This window comes from Streptomyces sp. NPDC056231 (genome assembly GCF_048270745.1).
GTDB lineage: Bacteria > Actinomycetota > Actinomycetes > Streptomycetales > Streptomycetaceae > Streptomyces.
The window spans coordinates 154,834-177,143 of sequence record NZ_JBLVKW010000003.1 but is presented as its reverse complement, the minus strand read 5'-3'; the positions used below and the strand labels follow the sequence as shown (position 1 = coordinate 177,143).

Below are 22,310 nucleotides of genomic sequence, written 5' to 3'. Positions count from 1 at the left end.
TTAAAGATGACCCAGTTGCGATAGGACCTGTTTTGGGCGATTCGTGATGATTGCCTCGACGCCCAGACGGGTGCAGAGTTCGACGTCCTCCGGTTCATTGACCGTCCAGACGTGCACGCGGTGGCCCGCGCGGTGCAGTCGCTCGATGTAGCCGGGGTTACTGCGTACGATCCGCAGGCCCGGACCGGCGATCCGGGCACCGGCGGGCAGCCGCCCGTCGCGCAGCCGCGGCGAGACGAACTGCATCAGATAGACGGTGGGCAGGGTGGGTGAGGCGGCCTGGATGCGGTGCAGGGAGCGCGCCGAGAAACTCATGATCCGTACCGGTGAGGGGCCCTCCGCCGGTGGCGTGTCGAACCCGTACCGCTTCAGGAGGTGCAGCAGCCGTTCTTCCACCTGTCCGGCCCAGCGTGTGGGGTGCTTGGTCTCGATCGCCAGTTGCAGGGGGCGCCCGGCGGCTCGCGTTTCGACGACCAGCTCGAGCAGTCTCTCCAGAGTGAGTACGGAGGTGAGCTCGCCCGGCACCGGGTCCCAGTCCGGAGACTCCTCGCGGTCCTTCCAGGAGCCGAAGTCGAGGGCGGCGAGTGCGGAGAGCTCAAGGGCGGAGACGGCACCCCGCCCGTTGGACGTGCGGTTCACCCGGCGGTCGTGGACGCAGACGAGGTGGCCGTCGGCGGTGAGGCGCACATCGCACTCCAGGGCGTCGGCGCCGTCCTCGATCGCCTTCCGGTATGCGGCCAGGGTGTGCTCGGGTGCGTCGTCGGACGCTCCGCGGTGTGCGATGACCTGAATGGGGTGGTGCGGGGTGTGCTGCCGTGCGTGGGTCACCACGTCATCGTGTCACCGTGGGGCGACCGGCGCGTGCACCGCGCGACGAGGGACCGTTTTGCCGGATATAAAGATTGGTGTGCGGACGCACAGGTCCTGCTTACAGTGGCCTGACAGGTCATGGGAAAAGCTGGCTCCAGGCACGTGTACAGCGCATCTCTTGCCGAAACTGATGAGGAACCGAGGAGTAAAGAGCTGTGAGCACAGAGAACGAGGGCAACGAGGGCACCACGGCTCAAGCTGTTCCGTCCGTTCCGTCCGCACCTCCCGTGCCGGCCGCTGCTCCTGAGGGCGCGCCTGCGTCGCCGCCGGTGCCCGCAAGCCCGGAATCGTCGGAGGCGACGGCAACGGAGAAGTTCCAGCAGCCGGAGCATCCGTCTCAGCAGCCCGAGCGCTCGAACGACTGGCCGCCGCCGCAGCCGCCGCAGTCCCAGCCTGCGGGTAGCTGGCCGCCGCCCCCGGCCGCTGTGCCCGCTGTTCCCGCGTACGCCCACAGTGCGGGTGGGGACGGTGGTCCCGTGTGGGGCGCCCCCGGCCAGCTGCCGACGCCCGGAGCCCCGCGCAAGCGGCGAGGTGGCGGCCTGGTGGCGGCGGTGGCAGTGGCGGCGCTCGTGGCCGGCAGTATCGGCGGCGCCCTCGGCTACTGGGCGGCCGACCGGAACGACAGCAACTCCTCCGATTCGACCACGGTCACGGCGTCCAGCCCCCAGGACCTCAAGCGCGATCCCGGTACCGTCGCGGGTGTCGCGGCCAGGGCACTGCCGAGTGTGGTCACCATCAACGCGCAGAGCGGCGACGGTGAAGGCGGCACGGGTACCGGTTTCGTGTACGACAAGCAAGGCCACATCCTCACGAACAACCACGTGGTGGCTTCCGCGGCGAGCAGCGGCCTGCTCACGGCGACGTTCTCCAACGGCAAGAAGTACGACGCCGAGGTGGTCGGCCGCGCGCAGGGTTACGACGTCGCGGTGCTGAAGCTGAAGAACGCACCGTCGGGTCTCACGCCGCTCGCTCTCGGAAACTCGGACCAGGTTGCGGTCGGCGATTCGACGATCGCGATCGGTGCGCCGTTCGGTCTGTCCAACACGGTCACGACGGGCATCATCAGCGCCAAGAACCGCCCGGTGGCCTCCGGTGACGGTTCCGGCGGCAGCAACTCGTACATGAGTGCACTGCAGACCGACGCCTCGATCAACCCGGGCAACTCCGGCGGTCCGCTGCTCGATGCACGCGGTGCGGTCATCGGCATCAACTCGGCGATCCAGTCCACCGGCAGCAGCGCCCAGTCGCAGGCGGGATCCATCGGCCTCGGCTTCGCGATCCCGATCAACCAGGCGACGAATGTCGCCCAGCAGCTGATCAAGACCGGTCAGCCGGTCTACCCGGTGATCGGTGCCACGGTCACGATGGACGAGCAGACCGGCGGAGCCGTCATCTCGGACCAGGGCTCGGGCGGCACCCCGGCCGTCTCGCCGAACGGTCCGGCGGCCAAGGCCGGTCTCAAGGCGGGCGATGTCATCACGAAGTTCAACAACTCGGCGATCGACAGCGGCCCGACCCTGATCGGCGAGATCTGGACCCACAAGCCGGGCGACAAGGTGACGCTGACGTACAAGCGTGACGGCAAGGTGTCGACCGCCGAAGTCACCCTGGGGCAGCGCAAGGGCGACAACTGACCGGACCGCTGTCCGCAGTTCGGAAAGATGCAGATGAGGGGGGTGCCGAGCGATTCGGCGCCCCCCTCGTGCGGGCCGCACGTTTCACGCGTTCCGGCCGGCGCGTACGCAGCTGGACCAAGGCAGGCTCGACCAGGCGTGCCACACCGCCACGCAAGCTCTGGGGCCCGCGTCGGTGGTGGCCTCGGAGTGAGTGCCGGACCATCTCGGGCAGTTCTGCGATCAGTTGGCCCCGCACAGGCAGGACCCCGTAGACCCGGCCTTCGAGGCGAAGCCACGGGAACTTCTTCCCTCGGTCAGCGGATCGCTTCATCCATATGGTCTTACGGGACCGTTCAGTCGGGCAGCTTCACGCGCCTGCGATGCAAGGCCCTGGGCCGTCTCCTTGCCCCGTCCTTGAAGACGAGACGCCAACCGAGGGGTGACGGCGAGGATGAAAGCGACGACCGCGATGCCCAGGCCGGCTCCAGCACCGGGGCGCACACGCGGCTCAGACAGATGCGATGGTGGTCGTCGGCCCAGGCGCCAAGCAAGACTGCCCCGAAGAAAAACGCAGTGCCAGGTACGGCAGCGAGGGCGAGGAGCAGGCGGACACGCAGGGCGATTCACCTCCGTCGCTCCTGGTGCGCCAGGTCGCCACGGCGTCCCGGCCACCGCCAGATCACCCCGGCCGGCACCGAGACGCGGATCCGTTCCGGCGGAACCCGCCTTCAGCGGGTCAGCTATGCCGCTGAAGGTGGTCGTAGCATCCTCTGGCCAAGTTCCACGGCCACAACGATGAGCCGGTACGCTGTAGGCGCTCCGCCCCAGGTGGGACGGGGCAGGGGTGGGTTGCCCGAGCGGCCTAAGGGAACGGTCTTGAAAACCGTCGTGGCAGCGATGTCACCGTGGGTTCAAATCCCACACCCACCGCCCAGGTCAGCGTAGGTGCTGGTCGGAAGGGGTGTCTCTCACTGAGAGGCACCCCTTCCGTGCTTCACCCTGTCTCACCCCGAGCGCCTGAATCTCACTGTGGATCAGGGTGTGTGGGCCATCTGTGGGTCAGGATCACCCGTCATCGTCGCTGCTCAGCCCCTTGTCGATGAGCTGATTGGCCCGGTCCTGCTGGCCGCGCAGGATCTTCGCGTAGAACCGGAAGAGCACTGCGATGCTGTGGCCGGCACGCCGCGCCACTTCGACCGGATCGACCCCAGCGGTGGCGCGCGAGCTAGACAGGTTTCGCCGGAGAATAGGCCCGACTGGGCGGTAAGAGTTTCCCTACTTCATCAAGGCCCGCGCACGGCGCGGGCGCGCGCCGCCTCTGCGGCGCGGCCTGCCTCCTGTCTGCGCCCCGGCTGGCCGCGCCCGGCGGCGCGCTGCGTGCATGCGGGCGAGAAGGTCAGGGAAAACCCGCTGTGGCTGGGGCGGTCGGCTCCACGGCTTTAGGCAGCCACTTTGGGGCGAGCCTCTAAGATCATGGCCCAACGTCGTGCTTTAACGGGCAGGTCCACAGACTGCTCGACTCGCCGTGGAAGGGCGCTCGTTGGTGACCAGCGCTGACAACTGGCGGCAGCTGCACCGCAGTTCAGAGCGGTGATCCAGTAGGCGGCCGCAGGTCACGGCCGTCGGTGATCATTTGTGGCTGTTCTGAGGGAAGCCGCGTGGACCCACGTCATGGCCGGATCGCTCTCTTGTGTGCGCTTTGGGTACGTGTCACACAGTTGAGAGGCGGGGTAATCGGGCGGAGGGGGACGCTGCATGTCCGTGTCGAGTAAAGAGACCAGTAGCGCCGTCGGCCTGGGCGATCGAGAAGTTCGGGCGGCATGCCGGCGCGCTGGCGGCAGCCGTGCCGGTGCAACTGGCCAGTGCGCACGCGAAGGCTCATGCCGCACACCTTGCGGTGGGGCTGAAGGAGCGGAGTCCCTACGGTGTTGCCCTCGCAGGATTGGTGCGCGAGCACCTGGCGCAGACGGCGCGGGAGCTGGAGGAGTCCGTGCGAGACGCGCGTGGGTACGAGTACGCAGTGATCAACGATCACGCCTTCTTCCCCTTCCGGTACGCAGACAAGCCGAGGCCGCTTGATCGTGCTCGGTTGCCTTCAAACGCGTTGCCCACCCGGCGTCGACTGTTCCGGGCGCATGGGCCCCAGCCGCCAGAAGGGCTGTTCGACCTCGATGACGGCCTGGCGACGGAGGAGCACCTGGGCCTGCACGAAGCGTTCGAGGAGTTGGGAGCTTCTACGAAGCTGGTCTGCGTCTTCTTCACGGCGGATGCGGAGAACGGCATCCATACCATTCACTGGGGAGAAGCTCACCTCGAACCGGACGGAACATTCACGTGGCTGTACAAGGAGCAGCTCCCCCTAGCTCCCGTGCCTCTTGAGTGACATGCGGGGTCCTCCGCTCTTGGCAGAGAGTCCGGCTGACATCACCAGCTGACATCAACGGCACCGAACCAGGGCGGACAACCGCGGGCTCAGCTGGAAGGCCTGGCAGCCATCAGAGCCCGTTCCGGGATGTCGCCTGATCTGGCGAACGAACTCCTAAAGCGGGTGTCGCAGGTTCGAATCCTGCCGGGGGCACACGATTAAGGGCCAGTTCAGAGGGGTGATCCTCTCGAACTGGCCCTTTGCTGTGATCACGGCCGTGCCGCACCCATGCCACATGGTCCGCTAAGAGTCCACATCACCCCGCTCCTTGCGATCATCGAGCCGAGCCGATCGGCGATCTCACGGTCACAACCGTTGACGAGATAAGCGACGTCACGGGCGCCCACGCCTTGCACGTGCGCAACCTGCCCCTGCTGAAGGGCCAGCGCGTCACAGTCAGCCGCCTTAAAACCTGATCCTTCGGACGCCCTGTCGTCGGGGCAAGTCCGCCCGCGCTGCAGGCCGCCTCACGGGAGGGGCGTTCGGTTAACCACGTCATAGGGGTGAAGGACAACGGTGGAGGTGGCCTTCGCAAGCCGGGCCCGGCGCGAACGCATGCGCACTCGCCGCAGAGCCCGGGCCGTGGGGACGGCCCGTGAGGTGATGCGGCCCCTACCGTGCCGCGCGCCGGTCGACGCAGCCGCTTCCGGTTGCGGCCGACGTACGGTTGAAGTACCGAGGGCATCACGCACTCCGGCTGCCACGTCGGGTCGTCCTCGGCGAGAGACGAATCCGGGCCGCCCCAGTGGTCGGCGTGGAGACGGGTCGGCATCATGTCCGCCGCGGTCGAAGCAACTCCGCGCAAGCTCATCGTGGCTGGGGCCGCGCTGAGCACCCGCGCGGGTCCGCACCCCCGCCAAGGGGAGGCGTGATGGCCCTTTCCCGGCTGGACATCCATCGGCGGAACCGAGGGGAGCGGACGCTCGTCACGATCGCCGGTGACATCGGACCGGCCACGACGCCGTTGCTGCGGGCCGCAGTGGAACAGTGTCTGCTGGACGGTGTCACCGTGATCGACATCGACCTGACCACGGTCGGCTCCTGCGACGCCAGTGGCTTGGACGTCCTCCTGTCGGCATCACGGCGCGCCCGCCGGGTCCACGCCTGCCTGCGGCTGCACCATCCGTGCGCGCAGATCACCCGGCTCCTCGATGCCACCGGATCCACTTCGCTGCTCCTTACGGCCCCCGTGAGTCCCGTGCCGCCCGCCGCGCCCGGCGACCTCATGAGTACCGGGACGCGGGCGCCCGAGGACCCCGTTCGTCGGCCGGATCACCCGGTCCTCAAGGACGGAATCCGCCTTCGCCGGCTGACCCGCTGGCAGGCCGAAGACATGCGCGAGGACATCGCGGACCTGGCTGCGGAGTCCGTCGCGGGCACCGCCGGCGAGGCGTACCACGACCGCGGAGACTTCCTGCACCGCCTGGCGGTCACTGCCCGCCGCCCCGGCTTCGCCCTGCTGGTCGCAGAGACGACGGTACTGGTCGGTTGCGCCTTCGGTTTTCCGGTGGGCCCTGAAGGCTCCGGCCGCCGGGGGTACGACGGAACGCTCCAGGAGATCATCCAGCGGCTCACCTCCCGCGCACGGTTCGTCGTCCTCACCCAGGTCGTGGCCCATCCGCACGCTCAGCACCGCGGTATCGCCCGCCGCCTGCAACAGCATCTGCTCACAGACCTGCACTCCTCCCTCGGGGTCACCCTGCTGCATCCTGCCGACCAGGCAGGACAAGCCGCCTTCTTCTCCTGGGGCTGGCAGAACATGGGTGAGGTCATCGGGCTGCCCGGCCCCGTCGCCCCCTGCGTGTTGACCCTGTCTGTTGAAGCGCTGCCCCTGGCACGCCGATGATTGGCAGAGGGACGATGAGCCGACGGTCGTACCGGCCGGGGCGGTTACGCCCCCGTCGTTCGCCGTACGGACGTGTCTCCACGCGATGGCTGTCTGCCTCTCCGCGATGGCTGCGCACCACGCCGCCCGCCACGCCCGGGAGTAGCCTGACAGGTACCGAGAGCTTTCGGGCGCACGACCACGGCGGCGCCGTTCCCGGCGAGTGACAGACACGGCCGGCCGGAAGCCGCCCGGAACGGGATCGCACGATGAACGCCATCACAGAGCCCGCCGAAGGTGCGGCACCAGATGAAGGCCGCTCCTACCGGATGCCCTTGCCCCGGCTGCGCCTCACGCCGGGCGTCAGCCATGGCCCGCTGGACGGCGCGTGGTGGCCGCGCTGCGACGCACTGGAACTGGAGCTGCCCTCGCTGGTCGGCTCCTTGGATCCGAGCGTCGGCACCGTCACCCACGTCACCGTGGGGACCGCTGCCTGGCCCGATGCCCCGCAGGAGGTGATGGCGCCCGGCCATGTGATCGAGGTGGTCCTGACCGATCTTGCCGCCGAGGCGCATGCCATCACCGTGGACTGCGGCACCGTGGGACGCTGGGAACTGTTGGTGATCCCCCCGGACGAGCCGGCCGGAGCCGCCACCCGGCTGCTGACCGCCGCCGCCAACCCCGGGAACCCACTGTCGGCTCCGCGCCTGCTGGCACTCGCCGAGAGCGGCCTCGACGGACAGGACACATGGGAGTCGGAAGGAGGGTCCGGACTCAGGTGAGAGGCCCGATCCGGACGGGCCCGGGTGACGGGGCCAGTCCCGGGGCGTCAACGACCCCTCGACGGAGCGAAGAGACTGGCAGACCCTGCGCCGTCCCCGCCCGCCGCTCCGATCGGCTCGGATCATGGCGGGTGAGGGGATGACGGCCGGACAGCGCGCGGACCGTTCCGAGAGCTTCGGGGAAGCTCTGCTGGGAGAGGTCCTCGATCGCGCGCATGAACTGCCGCCCCATCTCATCGGGCCATTGGTCGCTGACGTGGTGGAGCGGCTCGGGGGCCGCCGGCCGCAGGTGCTGCTGCAGGACTACGGCCAACTGCTGCTCGTACCCCTGCCCGGCGACGGCCTCACGGACGGGGAACCCCAGGTGATCGACGACTCCGAGGCGGGCCGCTGCTTTCTCGACGCTCACCCCGCCGAGCTGCCCGAGGACGACGGCGTGCGAATCCTCCTGCCGCTGCTGGACGGCGGCGATCAGGTCGGGGTCATGGCAGTGACGTTGGACAGCGTCGATGAACACGACCGCCGCATACTGCGCAGGGTCGCCGGCCTGGTGGCCGACCTACTGGTGACCAAGCATGGCTACTCCGACCTTTTCTTCGGTGTCCGACGCGGTGAACCGATGAGCGTCGCCGCCGAGATCCAGTGGGCCCTGCTGCCACCGCTGGCGATGATCATGTCTCGGGTTGCCGTGGTCGGAATCCTGGAACCCGCCTATGACGTAGCGGGTGACAGCTTCGACTACGCCCTCAACGAAGACGTCCTCCACGTGGCCATGATCGACGCGATGGGACACGGCCTGGACGCGGCCACGATGGCGACCGTGGCCATCGGCGCCTACCGCCACGCCCGCCGCGCCGGCACCGGACTGCCGGAGATCTACGCCTTCATGGACCGCGCAGTGGCGGACCAGTTCGGCCCCGAGCACTTCGTCACCGCGCAGATGCTGCAGCTGAACACCACGACAGGGCATCTTCAGTGGGTCAACGCCGGGCACCCGTCACCGATGCTCGTCCGTGATCACCGCGTCACACTCCGGCTGGCCGGTCCGACGACCCTCCCTGTCGGCCTCGGCGGTCCGGAGCCGCAGACGAGCGAGATGAAGCTGGAGCCGGGGGACCGCCTCCTCTGCTTCACCGACGGACTGATCGAGGAGCACGAGACCGGGGAGGAGGAGTTCGGGGAGGACCAGATGATCGACTGGGTGAACCAGTTGGAGAGAACCGGCCGCGGAATCCGGGCGATGGCGCGCTCCCTGTCCCACACGCTCAAGCGGGCGCGGGGCGGACACACCACGGATGACGCGACGCTCCTCCTGGTGGAGTGGCGCGGCTGACCTCACCCCGGCGGCACCTGCGCGCTTCGAGTGTCGATGAGTATCTGATTCGCCTGGGTCACGTTGTCGGCCCGGACGGCCTGGGCCATCGCGGCGCGGGCGGCCTCGGGTGCTGTGTCCGGCGGAACCACCAGCAGCGAGAAGATGTCCTGGTCGCCTCGGGTGATCAGTACGGTGTCGTCGCCCAGCGGAAAGGAGTCGATGTGCACCACCCGCTCGTCGACGACGACCCGCGTCGGGAGCCCTTCCCAGGCCGTGGTGTCCAGTCCGACGCGCGTGAGGGGGCCGAGGTGGCCGGTGAGGGCGCTCAGCAGCACGGGCAGCTCGGCAGCTATGTCGCGTGACCGCGGCCACCACGCACCGTCGAGGACACCTTCGCGCGACTCCGTGGTCTCCAGCCGGAGCAACGCACACCCCGGCTGCACGGCCTCGTGAACGCCACTGGGCAGATGCCGGGAAACAGGCCGTGCATCGGAGCCGGTCATGAGAATCACCCGTCTTTGCGAAGCGGGGCGATCACGGAACTCGCCTCGCCTTTTACACGCTACTCCTCGTGCCACGGGCGCCGATTTTCCAGATTCGCCCTGCCCATGGCAGCCAGCCGACCAGAACAGCCCAACCGGGCCGTCCTTATGGGTCATGTGTGGGCCAGCGGGCCCCATTGGGAGCCTGAAGCAGGCTTGAGCGCAGGTCAGCGTCTTGCGCTTTCCCTGTCCATGGCGGTCTTGAAAACCGTCGTGGCGCGAGTCACCGTGGGTTCAAATCCCCCACCCACCGCCACAGGTCAGACAACGTGCTGATCAGAAGGGGTGTCTCGCATCAGGGGCACCCCTTCGTCATGGGCCCTGTATCGGGCAAGGCCTGCCCGAGTTGCCGGGCAGGCGTACGGCCCCCTGAACCTGCCCGACCCCAACCCGAACAGGACACCGGCCAAAGCCGCTCCGGCCGGCCGGGTGGCAACCCGCGCCCGTATGGGCGAACGGCCAGAGCGTGGGTCGCAGTTGGCGAGAGGACGCCGCGAGCCGTTCGTGGAGATCGTGAGCGGCAAACTCGACGAGGCATGCCACACGGCCATGGAAGTCCTGGCCCCGGCGGCGGCCGTGAGCTCGCAAGAGTCGCCGGCCACCTCCGGGAGTTCTACGAGCAGCGGGAGCCCTTCCGCCGGGAACCGGCCGCGGTGGCGTTCGAGTCCCGGCCCCGGGAAATACTGTCCCGCCACCGCATCGCTGCGGCCCCTCACGATCGGCTATCAGCATCGCGGCGCAGCGGCTGGTGTCAGTGGCCGCTGTTAGCGTCCGGCCGTTCTGGCAGAGCTGTGTGGGGGAAGGGGCGGTATATGGGCGCGTCGGGGTGGGACTACTCCGTGCCGTATCAGGAAGATCTCGTCGGGGCGTTCGAGGGGCTGCGGCAGAAGGTCTTCGCAGAGCGGGATTACTACTGGGGCCCGGGTGGCGACTGGTGTCCGGAGGAGGAGCGGCTTCCGTGGCCCGAGACCGAGGAGGAGCTGTGGGAGCACGAGCTCGTCCAGCACGACGGGACACACTCGATCCTCGACATCTTCCGGATCATCGGGCCCGACGAGGAGCCGGACTACGGCACGGTCAAGCAGGTGACCGAGGAGGAGGCGCTGCGTGTCCTGGGCGCGCGGAAGCTCACCCGGGCGCACGTGCCGAGGTTCGAGGACTTCGACCACTGGCGTTGGTACGGCCGGTGTGCCGTGCTCCATGACGACCAGGGAGAGCCCCAGGAGATCTACTTCTGGGGCTACTCAGGCGACTGAGCCGACCCAGTGGACCAGGTGTGGACCGCGGGAGGTGGCGATGGGCCCGGAAGAGCGGGGAACGAGCAGGTCAGGCACGTGCGGCAGGCATCCCGCAGCACCCTCTTGAAAGGGGTCGTGGCGCGGGTCACCGTGGGTTCACATCCCACACCCACCGCATCACCTGGGAAGGGGCGTCCGAGAGGGCGCCCCTTCTGTGTGCCTGCCCGGCACGTCGGGTCAAGGCGACCGGTCGGGGCTGCCCTCCAGGCCGGCGGGGCGGCCGGAGGCGAGGCGGGCGGCCGAGGCGATGGTGGCGCGGGCTTCGTGTTCGGTGAGGCCGACGTGGACGGCGGCCCCGGTGAGGGCATCCGCGAGGGCGTCGCCGAAGCCGTGTTCGTATGCACGGCAAGCTGCCCAGAACAGGCGGGTGTTGCGCTGTCCTTCGTGTGCCGCGAGGACGAACTGGACCAGGCCCCGGCCGTGGTGGGGGCGGGGTGAGGGGTGGTGGGGGCGTGCGGGGGGTGTGAGCAGCCGCAGGAGTGTGCGGGGGCAAGGGGCCGGGAAGAGATCGGCGGCGCCAGGGGCGAGTCGGTAGGTGCCGCCGGTGGTGACCGAGCCGGGGCCGACCAGGTAGCCGCCGGCGCCACGGATGTCGATGCCGGGGGCGAGGCGGCCGGCGGAGTTCGGTACGGGCACCCCGGGCGGACCGGTGAGCCAGATGTGGCGCCCGCCGCTCGGTGTGATGACCGTGACGGTCGGCGGGATGGTGAACCGATGATGCAGGGCCAGCTGCTGGAGGGCCGCCGCGGAGTCGTTGCGGCCGGAGGCATCGATGTCGAGGTCGATGCCGATCAGGTGGTGCGGGGCGCGTCCACAGGCGATGCCGTAGCCGGTGGCCCACGGAGCGGCGGCGAACAGGGCTCGTACGGCGGCGGGGTTCGTGGTGGCGTCATGGACCCCGTGTCCGGGAAGGCCGCAGGCGCCCCGGCAGCTGACCGGCCGGTTGTCGCCGCGGTGGGGGGAGCGCAGGGCGGGGAGCTTGGTGGCGGACAGCGGGATGACGGGGAGCCCGTGCTCGGCGGCGGAGAGCGCGTGGGCGAGGGCCAGGGTGGCGGTCTGCCGGTCGGTGATGGCCATACTCGATTTTCGTACACTTGTTCGAGAAAAGGAAGAGGGCGGGGTGGGATCGGCGTGGCGGTGGGTGGGCTTGGGGGTTCTTGGAGGTTGGTGGGAAGAGTGTCAGGAAATGTGGCGAAATGCTTTTCCTTCGGGGGTGTGCGGGGTCGCGTGGTGCGGATCCATACGTGGGGGCGTGGACCGGATCTTTTGAGGCCGCGCGGGAGGTTTATCAGGTGTTCCTCATGCTTGCGGGGGAATCGTGGATCATGGGTGGTTCATGAAGGATTCGGTGGGCAACTTTGGTCTCGCGACGTCGTGACCAACACCGGGGCGGTCGGCCAACCGCCTTGAGAAAAGCTGCACTTCCGGCTCCTGGAGGAATTGATATGGCAAGCATCCGTACCGCTCGCGCCCTCGCCGCTGTGGCCGCACTGCCTCTCGCCGCCGCACTCTTCAGCGGCGTGGCCCAGGCCGACAGCGGCTCGTTCGCGAACGATGGGTCGAACGCGGGTGTTGCGACGATCAGCGGCAGCGGAGTCGGTGGGGGCAACGCCGGTAATTCGTCCACGTTGCAGCAGCAGGCCACCGGCTCCGGGGCGTCGAACCGGAGCAACTCGGCGCAGGTGAAAGGCTCGGCCTTCACCATGATCGATCAGTCCCAGAGGAGTATCACGGTGAACTTCACCAAACTCTGGTGAGCCGGGGCCGTCGCGGGCCGGTCGGGGGGCCGGGTGCGACGGGGTGAACAGCGGCCTGCGCGAGGACACTTCGGTCTCCTTGCGCAGGCTGTTCGCATTCCGGGGGGTGCGGGCGGGAGTGTCCGGGCGCCGTCGGTCTTGACAGCGATCAGTAATCTGACGGACAGTCAGAAACCCTGATCCGTACGCCCGCGTCCGGGAGGCCGCTGCCGTGCACCTCGCCCCGACGGAACGTCAGCAGCAGCTGCGCGCCGAACTCCGCACGTATTTCCGCGATGTGATCTCCGGGACCGATCCGGCTGCTCGAGCCGACGCGGCCCCCGGGACGGCCGGAACTCCTGGGGCGGAAGGGAAGCCCGGGCCCCGGACGGCGCCGGAGGACCCCGAGGAGCAGCGTCGGCTGTTGCGGCGTATCGGTGCCGACGGGATGCTCGGGCTCGGCTGGCCCGTCGAGTACGGAGGGCAGGGCCGCGGACCCGACGAGCAGTTCGTCTTCTTCGACGAGGCGTACCGGGCGGGCGCACCCGTGTCCATGGTCACGCTCAACACCGTCGGCCCGACGCTGATGAGGTACGGGACCGAGGCGCAGAAGGAGTATTTCCTCCCGCGGATCCTGAGCGGGGACCTCGTTTTCGCGATCGGGTACAGCGAACCCGGGGCCGGCACGGACCTGGCCGCGCTGCGGACCAGGGCGGTGCGGGACGGAGGGGGCGCCTCCCGCTCGAGCGAAGCCGGGATCGGGGGCGACTGGGTGATCGACGGGCAGAAGATCTTCACCAGTAATGCGCAGAACGCGGACTGGATCTGGCTCGCCTGCCGCACGGATCCGGAGGCGCCCAAACACAAGGGCATCTCGATCATCCTGGTTCCGACGGACGCGCCGGGCTTTTCCTGGACCCCGATCGAGACTGTGGGCGGACTGACCACGACAGCCACCTATTACGACGGGATCCGGGTGCCCGCCACGAACCTGGTCGGCGAGGAGAACGGCGGCTGGGGACTGATCACCAACCAGCTGAACCACGAGCGGGTGGCGCTCGCAGCGATCGGGATGCAGGCCGAGGACTTCTACGAGGCGGCGCTCGCCTTCGCCCGTACCCCCGATCCGGCGACGGGGCGGCGTCCGGTTGACGAGCCGTGGGTGCGGTCCCGGCTGGCCGAGGCGTATGCCCGGCTGGCGGCAACCCGCCTGCTCAACTGGCGTCTGGTGGGGGACGTCGGGGCGGGCACGGTGGCCCCCGGGGACGCGAGCGGCGTGAAATTCGTGGGAACCGAATCGGCCGTCGAGGTGTATCGGATGTGCCAGGAAATCACCGGCGAGGCCGGGATGGTCAGGGGCGGATCGCCCGGCTCCTTCGGGGACGGGGAGCTGGAGCGGATGAACAGGGCGGCGCAGATCAACACCTTCGGGGGCGGGGTGAGCGAGGTGCAGCGGGAGATCGTCGCGACGATGCGGCTCGGCATGAAGAGGGGGAAGCGGTGACGGACGCAGGGGACCGGTTGTACGGGAGGCTCAAGGCGTACGAAGGGCACGCGGCCGCCACGGCCGGCGTCGGCAAGGACCTTGTCAACGAGGCGATGATCAGGCACTGGTGCGAGGCGATGGGGGACGGGAATCCCGCGTACGTGGGGCCGGGGGCGATCGCGCCGCCGACGATGCTGCAGGCGTGGACGATGGGTGGCCTGTCGGGGCACACCGACCGGTCCGGGGCGTACGACGAGCTGTTCGGCCTGCTCGACGGTGCCGGGTACACCTCGGTGGTCGCGACCGACTGCGAGCAGGAGTACCTGCGGCCGCTGCGGCCCGGCGACCGGATCACGTTCGATGCGGTGATCGAGTCGGTGTCGGAGCGGAAGACGACGACGCTGGGGACGGGCTATTTCATCACGACGCGGATGGACGTCCGAGCGGCCGGTGAACCGGCCGGGACGCATCGCTTCCGGATCCTGAAGTACACGCCGGCAGGGGGGAAAGGGGGGCAGCGGGGTGGAGGACGCGGGCTGAGGCAGAGCGGCCGGAGCCTGCGGCCGAGACCGGTGATCAACCGGGACAACGCCGGTTTCTGGCAGGGCGTCGCCGAGCACCGACTGCTCATCCAGCGGTGCCGGGAGTGCGAGATCCTGCGTTTTCCCTGGCTCCCCGGGTGCAATGAGTGCGGCTGCCAGGAGTGGGACACGGTCGAGGCGAGCGGCGAGGGCACGGTCTTCAGTCACGTCGTGATGCATCACCCGCCCTTCCCTGCCTTCAGCACCTCCGGCGACGCCGGGCCGTACGCGGTGGCGCTGATCGAGCTGGCGGAGGGCGTGCGCATGGTCAGCAATGTGGTCGGCGTGCCCTACGACAAGGTGCGGACGGGAATGTCGGTGAGGCTGGAATTCCTGCGTACGGACACCGAGTTGGAGCTGCCGGTCTTCCGGGGGAGCGAGGGCTGACATGGACTTCACACCCACGGAGGAGCAGGGCGCGGCACAAGGGCTCGCCGCGCAGATCTTCGGTGACCTGGCCACGCACGAGCGATTGGCCGCCGCAGGGTCGGGGACGGATGCCGAGCTGTGGAAGGAGCTGTGCGCAGCAGGGCTCACCGCCGCCGTCGAGGAGATCGGGCTGCTGGGCCTGGTGCTGCTGTTGGAGGAACAGGGCAGGACGACAGCGCAGGTGCCGTTCGCCGCGAGCTGTGTGTACGGGCTGCTCGCCGTCGCCGACCACGGTACGGACGAACAGCGGGAGCGGCTGCTGCCACCTCTGCGGGACGGCACTGCCGTGGCCACCGGAGCGTTTCCGGCACGCTCCGGTCTGCGGACCGACGGGGAGGGGCGGCTGAGCGGCGTCGTGCCCTATGTGCCCTGGCTGCGGGACGCCACCTTGGTGCTCGTGGCGGATGCGGACCGGGTGCTGTGGGTCGTGCGGACTGCCGATCCGGGCGTGGTGGTCGTGCCGGTGGAGACGACGGCGCCGTGGTCGGCGGCGCGGCTCGTCCTGGACCGGGCTCCCGGCGAACGGCTCGGCGGGCCGGGGCCGGAGCTGAGTCCCGAGCCGAGCCCGGAACCAGAAGCAGAAGCCAAAGGGGGAAGGGGCTGGGAGCCGGAAGCGGAGACAGGAGAGGCAGCGGCAGCCGGGATGTACGGGGCAGTGCTGGCCGCGAGCCGGACGGCATTCACGGGATTGCAGGCAGGGGTGTGCGCCGGGTCGCTGGCCCGAGCGGTCGCCCACACCACCACCCGGGAGCAGTTCGGGCGTCCGCTCTCCACCAACCAGGGGGTGCTGCTGCGCGCAGCCGACGCCCATATGGACACCGAGGCGATACGGGTCACGGCGTACGAGGCGGCATGGCGCCACGACCAGGGTCTGGCCTACGGCGCCCAGGCGCTCACTGCGGCCTGGTGGGCCTCGGAGGCCGGCCAGAGAGTCGTACACGCCGGACAGCATCTGCACGGCGGTACGGGCGCCGACCTCGACCACCCCGTCCACCGTCATTTCCTCTGGGGCCGTCAGCTCGGCTCCTACCTGGGATGCGGCAGTGAAGTGCTCCAGGAACTTGGTGAGTTGCTGGTGAAGGAGGGATCGCAATGAAGGTCGGCGAGGAACTGCCACCGCTGGAGATCGCGGTGACCCGCACCCTCATCGTCGCGGGCGCCGTTGCCTCCCGCGACTATCAGGACGTGCACCATGACGCGGAGCTCGCGCAGCAGAAGGGTTCCCCGGACATCTTCATGAACATCCTGACGACCAATGGTCTGGTGGGGCGGTACGTCACCGACCACTTCGGGCCGTCTGCGGTGCTCCGTAAGGTCGCCATCAGGCTGGGGGCGCCCAACTACCCCGGAGACACCATGGTGTTGAGCGGCACCATCACAGCCCTCGATGACGCAGGGACGGCCGAGGTGACGGTCGTCGGCGCCAACGGGCTCGGCAGGCATGTCACCGGCACGGTGACCGTCAGTGTTCCGGAGGGATCGGCATGAGCGTGCGCAGGGCCGATTCGCTCGGCGGCCGGGCAGCGATCGTCGGGATCGGGGCGACCGAGTTCTCCAAGGATTCCGGGCGCAGTGAACTCAAGCTGGCCGTCGAGGCGGTGCGAACCGCCCTCGACGACGCCGGGCTGACCCCTGCCGATGTCGACGGCCTGGTCACCTTCACCATGGACACCAGCCCCGAGATCACGGTGGCCCAGGCGGCCGGCATCGGAGAGCTGTCGTTCTTCTCCCGCATCCACTACGGCGGCGGGGCGGCCTGCGCGACCGTGCAGCAGGCGGCGCTCGCCGTCGCGAGCGGGGTGGCCGATGTCGTGGTCTGCTACCGCGCCTTCAACGAACGCTCGGGGCGGCGTTTCGGATCCGGGGTGCAGCACCGGGAACCCACCGCCGAGGGGACGGCGCTCGGCTGGAACCTCCCCTTCGGGCTCCTCACCCCCGCCTCTTGGGTGGCCATGGCCGCCCAGCGTTATCTGCACACCTACAACCTGACCCCGGAGGCCTTCGGCCATGTCGCGGTCACCGACCGGCGCCATGCGGCGCGCAACCCGGCGGCGTACTTCTACGAGAAGCCGATCACCCTCGCCGACCACGCCGCGTCGCGCTGGATCGTCGAACCTCTGCGGCTGCTCGACTGCTGCCAGGAGACCGATGGCGGACAGGCGATCGTCGTGACCAGCGCCGAGCGGGCCCGGGACCTTCCGCGTCCGCCTGCGGTGATCGTCGCCGCCGCGCAGGGCGCAGGGCGGGCGCAGGAGCAGATGACGAGCTTCTACCGTGACGGGCTGACCGGGCTGCCGGAGATGGGCGTCGTCGCCAGGCAGCTCTGGCGTACCTCCGGACTCACCCCGTCCGAGATTGATGTGGGCATTCTCTACGACCACTTCACCCCGTTCGCGCTGATGCAACTGGAGGAGTTCGGCTTCTGCGGGCCGGGCGAGGCCGCCGGCTTCGTGGCGGACGACGCGCTGCCCCTGAACACGCATGGAGGTCAGCTGGGGGAGGCGTATCTGCATGGGATGAACGGCATCGCGGAGGCGGTCCGGCAGATCCGGGGCACGTCGGTGAACCAGATATCCGGGGCGGCCAGAACCCTGGTCACAGCGGGCACAGGGGTGCCCACCTCCGGACTGATTCTGGGCACCGGCGATTGACCGTGGCGCAGGAGCGGGTCCGTTGTCTCAGGGGGCGACCCTGAGTTCTGATGACGAGCTCTACTCCTCCAGGAGGTGGGGCCGACCCTACCCCTACAACCTGAGGCGGACGCGGCTTCGGGACCTGGGGCCGATCCCCCGGGTAGCACCCGCTCCTAGCGTGGACCTATGACCACGCCAGTCTGCACGGGCGCCTCCAGGGGGGCCACTGCCGCCACCGGACACGCGCCGCTCACCTCGCCGGCGTCGCACACGCAGCATGCGTCGCATGGTTCACCGGGATCGTACGGTTCGTACGCCGGGCGGGCGCCCTACGTTCCCTACCCGTCGTTCTCGTCGTTCGTGCGAGCGCGGGGGCCCGTGCTGCTGCGTACCGCGCGCTCGCTGACCACGAACCCGAGCGATGCCGAGGACTTGCTGCAGACCGCGCTCACCAAGACGTACGTCGCATGGGAACGGATCGAGGATCACCGGGCGCTCGACGGCTATGTCCGCCGGGCCCTGGTGAACACCCGCACCTCGCAGTGGCGCAAGCGAAAGGTGGACGAGTTCGCCTGCGACGAGCTGCCCGAGCAGGAGACGGCTCCTGCGCCCGATCCGGCCGAGCAGCAGTCGTTGCGCGATGCGATGTGGCGAGCCGTGCTGAGGCTCCCGGACCGGCAGCGGGCGATGGTCGTCCTGCGCTATTACGAGGATCTCAGCGAGGCGCAGACGGCCGAGGTGCTCGGGGTGTCCATCGGTACGGTCAAGAGCGCGGTGTCACGGGCGCTCGGCAAACTGCGCGAAGACCCGGAGCTGACCCCCGTCCGCTGACCCCGCGAGCCCGTCCGCTTGCGATCCGGCTCACGCCCGCGAGACCGCCGGCCTGTGTGAGCCCCCCGCGAGCCCCTGTGAGTTCCTCTGAGCCCGCACACGCCGGTGAGCCCGCGTGAGCCCACGATCCCGGCAGTCCGTGAGCTCGTCCCCCCGCTCGTCGGCGGCCAGGCCCGCAGAAATTGACGAGCGCATGGAAGAAGTCCAGGTCATCGGTGGATTCCGGTCCTCGATCCCGGGATTCCTCGCCCTGGGCGCTCCGCCGATGTGGGCAGGAGAAGTCGACGTACACCGATTCGTATGTCCGGGACTAGTGACATACCACTTGGTATGCGCGCAGAATCAGCGGAACCTTACTGCCGCGTAGCGCCCACCGGGAGGACGCCGTGCTGAGCACCATGCAGGACGTACCGCTGACGGTCACCCGCATCCTGACGCATGGGATGACGATCCACGGGAAGTCGCAGGTCACGACCTGGACCGGCGAGCCTGAGCCGCAGCGGCGAAGCTTCGCCGAGGTGGGGCGCCGTGCCACGCAGCTCGCCCATGCCCTGCGCGACGAGCTCGGTGTCGTCGACGACCAGAGGGTCGCGACCCTCATGTGGAACAACGCCGAGCATGTCGAGGCGTACCTGGCGATCCCCTCCATGGGCGCCGTGCTCCACACGCTCAACCTGCGGCTTCCCGCCGAGCAGCTGGTCTGGATCGTCAAGCACGCCGACGACAAGGTCGTCATCGTCAACGGCTCGCTGCTGCCGCTCCTCGCTCCGCTCCTCCCGCAGCTGACGTCGATCGAGCACGTCGTCGTCGCCGGGCCGGGTGACCGTTCCGTGCTCGACGGCGCCGCGCCGCGGGTGCACGACTACGAGGAGCTGATCACCGGCCGCCCGACCAGCTACGACTGGCCGGAGCTGGACGAACGTCAGGCCGCCGCCATGTGCTACACCTCCGGCACCACCGGCGACCCCAAGGGTGTCGTCTACTCCCACCGCTCCGTCTACCTGCACTCCATGCAGGTCAACATGTCGGAGTCGATGGGGCTGACCGACAAGGACACCACGCTGGTGGTCGTCCCCCAGTTTCACGTCAACGCGTGGGGCCTGCCGCACGCGACGTTCATGTCCGGCGTCAACATGCTGATGCCGGACCGGTTCCTGCAGCCCGCCCCGCTCGCGGACATGATCGAGCGCGAGAAGCCCAGCCACGCCGCCGCTGTTCCCACCATCTGGCAGGGTCTGCTCGCCGAGGTCACCGCCAACCCGCGCGATCTGAGCTCGATGGCCCGCGTCACCATCGGCGGCGCCGCCTGTCCGCCCTCCCTCATGGAGGCGTACGACAAGCTGGGCATCCGTCTCTGCCACGCCTGGGGCATGACCGAGACGTCGCCGCTCGGCACGATGGCCAACCCGCCCGCAGGGCTGACGGCGGAGCAGGAGTGGCCGTACCGCATCACCCAGGGACGGTTCCCGGCCGGCGTCGAGGCGCGGCTGGTCGGCCCCGGCGGCGATCGTCTGCCCTGGGACGGGGAGTCGGCCGGTGAGCTGGAGGTCCGCGGTCCCTGGATCGCCGGTGCGTACTACGGCGGCGCGGACGGCGAGGTGCTGCGCCCCGAGGACAAGTTCAGCGAGGACGGCTGGCTGAGGACCGGTGATGTCGGCGTCATCAGCGAGGACGGCTTCCTCACCCTCACCGACCGCGCCAAGGACGTCATCAAGTCCGGCGGCGAGTGGATTTCCAGCGTCGAGCTGGAAAATGCCCTGATGGCGCACCCGGATGTGGCCGAGGCCGCCGTCGTCGCGGTCCCGGACGAGAAGTGGGGCGAGCGTCCGCTGGCGACCGTTGTACTCAAGGACGGCGCAGTCGCGGAATACGAGGCGCTGAAGGCGTTCCTCGCCGAGTCCGGCATTGCCACGTGGCAGCTGCCGGAGCGCTGGTCGATGATTCCGGCGGTGCCGAAGACCAGTGTCGGGAAGTTCGACAAGAAGAAGATTCGCGAATCACATAGGTTGGGACGGCTGGACGTGACCACGCTCGACTAGGGCGCACACGGCCCCTCACGCGCCCCCAACGGCCCAGGCTGGCGGGGGCGTTGCGCTGCTCCATGGCGGCCCTTGATGGCTCCTGGCGGCCTCTGCGGCGGCCTGCCGCAGCCTGGCCGTGGTCGCTACCCTGGCCGGAGTACCCGACCGATGCGAAGGGAGGGTGGCATGACTGCGCGAGTACCGGCGGATGCCCCCGAACAGAACACCGGCCCGATCCTGACTTTCGCCGAGGCGGAACACGGATTGGGCTACGCCCCTGGAACGCTCAGGAAAGCCGCCGATGAGGCGGGATGGACTGAGATGCACACGCTCACTCCTGAGACGCTGTGCGACGTTTTGTGTCTTCTCTGGCCTTACCCGGAGGAGTAGACGCAAGAGCGTTCCCAGGCGCCCTGTAGGGCGCGGGGGGTCGGTCGGGTACTGCAACCGATCGGCCCCTTTCGCTTTTGGAGAGACAGACAGTGCCCGAGGAAGTCGAGACGCGCGTGTGCCCGCGCTGTAAGCGCGTGCTGCTCGTATCGATGTTCCGGAAGGACCCGCGCCGCAAAGGCGGACACGCGGGGAACTGTCAAGACTGCCGATGGGAGCAGCGCACCGGAGAGTGCGCGCCCTGGCGGAAAGAAACGAACGAGTGAAACGAAAAGGCCAGGCCTCCCATCGGGTGGAACATCGAGAGCACCTGTCCCTACTCGCACATACTGTGCAACGATTAACCACATGATCGATCTGCCTTCCATTGGTCTTGCGCAATTCATCGCCAAATGGTACGGGCCGCCGGATCAGCCGATGGATCGCGCACTCGGTTGCGACCACCTCCCCGTACCATTGCGCGCCTGGTACGACCTAGCCGCGACATACTCGGTCCCCTTGTTGGGAATCAAGCGGTTTCTGCCACCCGCCGATATCAGCTTGCGCAACGGGAAAATGGTCTTCTTGTCAGATCCAGCCGACGCTATCTGGGGATTCGACCCAAGCGACCCGATGAGCGTGCATGAGGGGCGCCTACATGGAGATTGGGGAAAAATTTCCGAGCCACTGCCCGAGTTCCTCGTTCACAACGCTCTCGGCGAGGCCGTTTACAATGCGTCATTCGCAAAGATCTGCGACTCCGTAGAGAACGCAAAAGTTACGGAGATTCTTGCTCCCATGAAGGAAGTGGCTATCGGGGCATGGAACTGGCCCGACTCCGGGGGCCATCGGCTCTTCATGGGAGCGAATGTTATCGCCGAGGTAGGGCCCGCGATTAGTGGAGGAACACCCCTGGAGGATAGTTCCGGTTACAGCGAGGTTCAGGTAGGAGCCCTCGCTCCCTCTACGCTTGCGTATTTGGATGAAATTCCTGGGATTGGCTGGTTTTAGTCTTCGCTCCGCGCTTACTCCCGACCGTCTCCACTTCGAGCCATCCAGCATCAACCAGGGTCCTTACGCCGCGCTCCGTGTAGCGGCGAAGATTCCCCGCCCGGCAGGTCGCCGACCTCATCGCGGCGGAAGGGAACGTTCATCGCATCGCCACTCGCGGAGGATGAGAGCCAGTAAGAAGAGGCACGGCCGAAGCCGTACCCCCTGCTGTTAAACGCGCCCCGTCTGGAAGTGCGCCGACTGGCGGAGTCAAGAAATGCCGGCCGGGCCCGTTTAAACGGGCCGAATCGCAGGGGGTTTAAACGCGCTGGATTCCGCCACCCATCGCGTGGTAATGGTGCGGCTGCTCTTTGAAACCGCCAGGGGAACGGGGGCAAGGTGATTCCACCAGCCCCGACCGTACGGAGACAGTCAGCATTGAGCCGCTACGTGCCCCCTGGGGAGCGTTCCCCGGAAATGGATAGCTCGACAACTTGCCACGACCCCTGAGAGGGGCGAGGAATGGACGCGAGAGCTTCACGGCCTGTACGGCTACCGGAG

19 protein-coding genes and 1 tRNA gene are annotated in these 22,310 nt (G+C 68.5%); 16 read left to right on the top strand and 4 right to left on the bottom strand.

The genetic code is table 11. From position 1 onward, the window contains the following. Positions 1-828 carry a glycerophosphodiester phosphodiesterase gene (locus ACNPQM_RS04520; RefSeq protein ID WP_358856577.1) on the bottom strand — a complete coding sequence of 276 codons (828 nt, stop codon included), beginning with the start codon at positions 826-828 and terminating at the stop codon, positions 1-3. Positions 829-1,025: 197 nt separating this feature from the next. Here ACNPQM_RS04520 and ACNPQM_RS04515 point away from each other — a divergent pair, with 197 nt between their 5' ends. Beyond that, on the top strand, positions 1,026-2,504 hold the full coding sequence (locus ACNPQM_RS04515; RefSeq protein ID WP_418082932.1) for a S1C family serine protease: 1,479 nt from the start codon (positions 1,026-1,028) through the stop codon (positions 2,502-2,504). An 825-nt stretch (positions 2,505-3,329) separates the two neighbouring features. After that, positions 3,330-3,416 (top strand) — tRNA-Ser (locus ACNPQM_RS04510). Between the two features lie 135 nt (positions 3,417-3,551). Here the strand turns inward: ACNPQM_RS04510 and ACNPQM_RS04505 are convergent. Then, complete coding sequence (locus tag ACNPQM_RS04505; protein WP_418082931.1) at positions 3,552-3,677, bottom strand: hypothetical protein; 126 nt, start codon at positions 3,675-3,677, stop codon at positions 3,552-3,554. Positions 3,678-4,329: 652 nt separating this feature from the next. Between ACNPQM_RS04505 and ACNPQM_RS04500 the strand changes: the two genes are divergently transcribed. The 4 genes from ACNPQM_RS04500 to ACNPQM_RS04485 all read left to right on the top strand — a co-directional run bounded on the left by ACNPQM_RS04500 (position 4,330) and on the right by ACNPQM_RS04485 (position 8,851). Further along, positions 4,330-4,869 carry a hypothetical protein gene (locus ACNPQM_RS04500; RefSeq protein ID WP_418082930.1) on the top strand — a complete coding sequence of 180 codons (540 nt, stop codon included), beginning with the start codon at positions 4,330-4,332 and terminating at the stop codon, positions 4,867-4,869. Between the two features lie 913 nt (positions 4,870-5,782). Beyond that, positions 5,783-6,757 (top strand): STAS domain-containing protein, encoded by a 975-nt coding sequence (locus ACNPQM_RS04495; RefSeq protein WP_418082929.1) that lies wholly within the window; start codon positions 5,783-5,785, stop codon positions 6,755-6,757. A gap of 248 nt (positions 6,758-7,005) precedes the next feature. Further along, positions 7,006-7,518 (top strand): DUF5994 family protein, encoded by a 513-nt coding sequence (locus ACNPQM_RS04490; RefSeq protein WP_418082928.1) that lies wholly within the window; start codon positions 7,006-7,008, stop codon positions 7,516-7,518. A 139-nt stretch (positions 7,519-7,657) separates the two neighbouring features. Continuing rightward, positions 7,658-8,851, top strand: coding sequence for a PP2C family protein-serine/threonine phosphatase (locus ACNPQM_RS04485; RefSeq protein ID WP_418083019.1), 1,194 nt, complete (start codon positions 7,658-7,660; stop codon positions 8,849-8,851). 2 nt (positions 8,852-8,853) lie between these two features. Here ACNPQM_RS04485 and ACNPQM_RS04480 read toward each other — a convergent pair whose 3' ends face one another. Then, entirely contained in the window at positions 8,854-9,336 is a 483-nt protein-coding gene (locus ACNPQM_RS04480; RefSeq protein WP_418082927.1) for a DUF5994 family protein, read from the bottom strand. Between the two features lie 851 nt (positions 9,337-10,187). On the opposite strand from ACNPQM_RS04480, the gene ACNPQM_RS04475 reads away from it, so the two are divergent. Further along, a complete protein-coding gene (locus ACNPQM_RS04475; protein WP_418082926.1) occupies positions 10,188-10,631 on the top strand; it encodes a hypothetical protein in 444 nt (147 codons plus the stop codon). 219 nt (positions 10,632-10,850) lie between these two features. Here the strand turns inward: ACNPQM_RS04475 and ACNPQM_RS04470 are convergent, their stop codons facing one another. Continuing rightward, on the bottom strand, positions 10,851-11,750 hold the full coding sequence (locus ACNPQM_RS04470; RefSeq protein WP_418082925.1) for a bifunctional DNA primase/polymerase: 900 nt from the start codon (positions 11,748-11,750) through the stop codon (positions 10,851-10,853). Between the two features lie 368 nt (positions 11,751-12,118). Here ACNPQM_RS04470 and ACNPQM_RS04465 point away from each other — a divergent pair, with 368 nt between their 5' ends. The 9 genes from ACNPQM_RS04465 (at position 12,119) to ACNPQM_RS04425 (ending at position 21,770) form a co-directional block, all read left to right on the top strand. After that, a complete protein-coding gene (locus tag ACNPQM_RS04465; RefSeq protein ID WP_418082924.1) occupies positions 12,119-12,430 on the top strand; it encodes a hypothetical protein in 312 nt (103 codons plus the stop codon). A 211-nt stretch (positions 12,431-12,641) separates the two neighbouring features. Further along, the gene (locus ACNPQM_RS04460) at positions 12,642-13,913 is read left to right on the top strand and encodes an acyl-CoA dehydrogenase family protein (protein WP_418082923.1); all 1,272 of its coding nucleotides are present in this window, start codon (positions 12,642-12,644) and stop codon (positions 13,911-13,913) included. Further along, a complete protein-coding gene (locus tag ACNPQM_RS04455; RefSeq protein WP_418082922.1) occupies positions 13,910-14,863 on the top strand; it encodes a bifunctional MaoC family dehydratase N-terminal/OB-fold nucleic acid binding domain-containing protein in 954 nt (317 codons plus the stop codon). The genes ACNPQM_RS04460 and ACNPQM_RS04455 overlap by 4 nt, the downstream gene beginning before the upstream one ends. 1 nt (position 14,864) lies before the next feature. Further along, positions 14,865-16,001, top strand: a complete 1,137-nt coding sequence (locus ACNPQM_RS04450) for an acyl-CoA dehydrogenase family protein (protein WP_418082921.1) — start codon at positions 14,865-14,867, stop codon at positions 15,999-16,001. Further along, positions 15,998-16,393 (top strand): MaoC family dehydratase, encoded by a 396-nt coding sequence (locus ACNPQM_RS04445; RefSeq protein ID WP_418082920.1) that lies wholly within the window; start codon positions 15,998-16,000, stop codon positions 16,391-16,393. Before ACNPQM_RS04450 ends, ACNPQM_RS04445 begins: the two co-directional genes overlap by 4 nt. Continuing rightward, positions 16,390-17,556 (top strand): lipid-transfer protein, encoded by a 1,167-nt coding sequence (locus ACNPQM_RS04440; protein ID WP_418082919.1) that lies wholly within the window; start codon positions 16,390-16,392, stop codon positions 17,554-17,556. The genes ACNPQM_RS04445 and ACNPQM_RS04440 overlap by 4 nt, the downstream gene beginning before the upstream one ends. 168 nt (positions 17,557-17,724) lie before the next feature. Next, the gene (locus ACNPQM_RS04435; RefSeq protein WP_358856567.1) at positions 17,725-18,369 is read left to right on the top strand and encodes a SigE family RNA polymerase sigma factor; all 645 of its coding nucleotides are present in this window, start codon (positions 17,725-17,727) and stop codon (positions 18,367-18,369) included. A 386-nt stretch (positions 18,370-18,755) separates the two neighbouring features. Beyond that, on the top strand, positions 18,756-20,408 hold the full coding sequence (locus tag ACNPQM_RS04430) for a long-chain fatty acid--CoA ligase (protein WP_418082918.1): 1,653 nt from the start codon (positions 18,756-18,758) through the stop codon (positions 20,406-20,408). Positions 20,409-21,128: 720 nt separating this feature from the next. Then, positions 21,129-21,770, top strand: a complete 642-nt coding sequence (locus ACNPQM_RS04425; RefSeq protein ID WP_418082917.1) for a hypothetical protein — start codon at positions 21,129-21,131, stop codon at positions 21,768-21,770. The last annotated feature ends 540 nt before the right edge of the window (positions 21,771-22,310 follow it).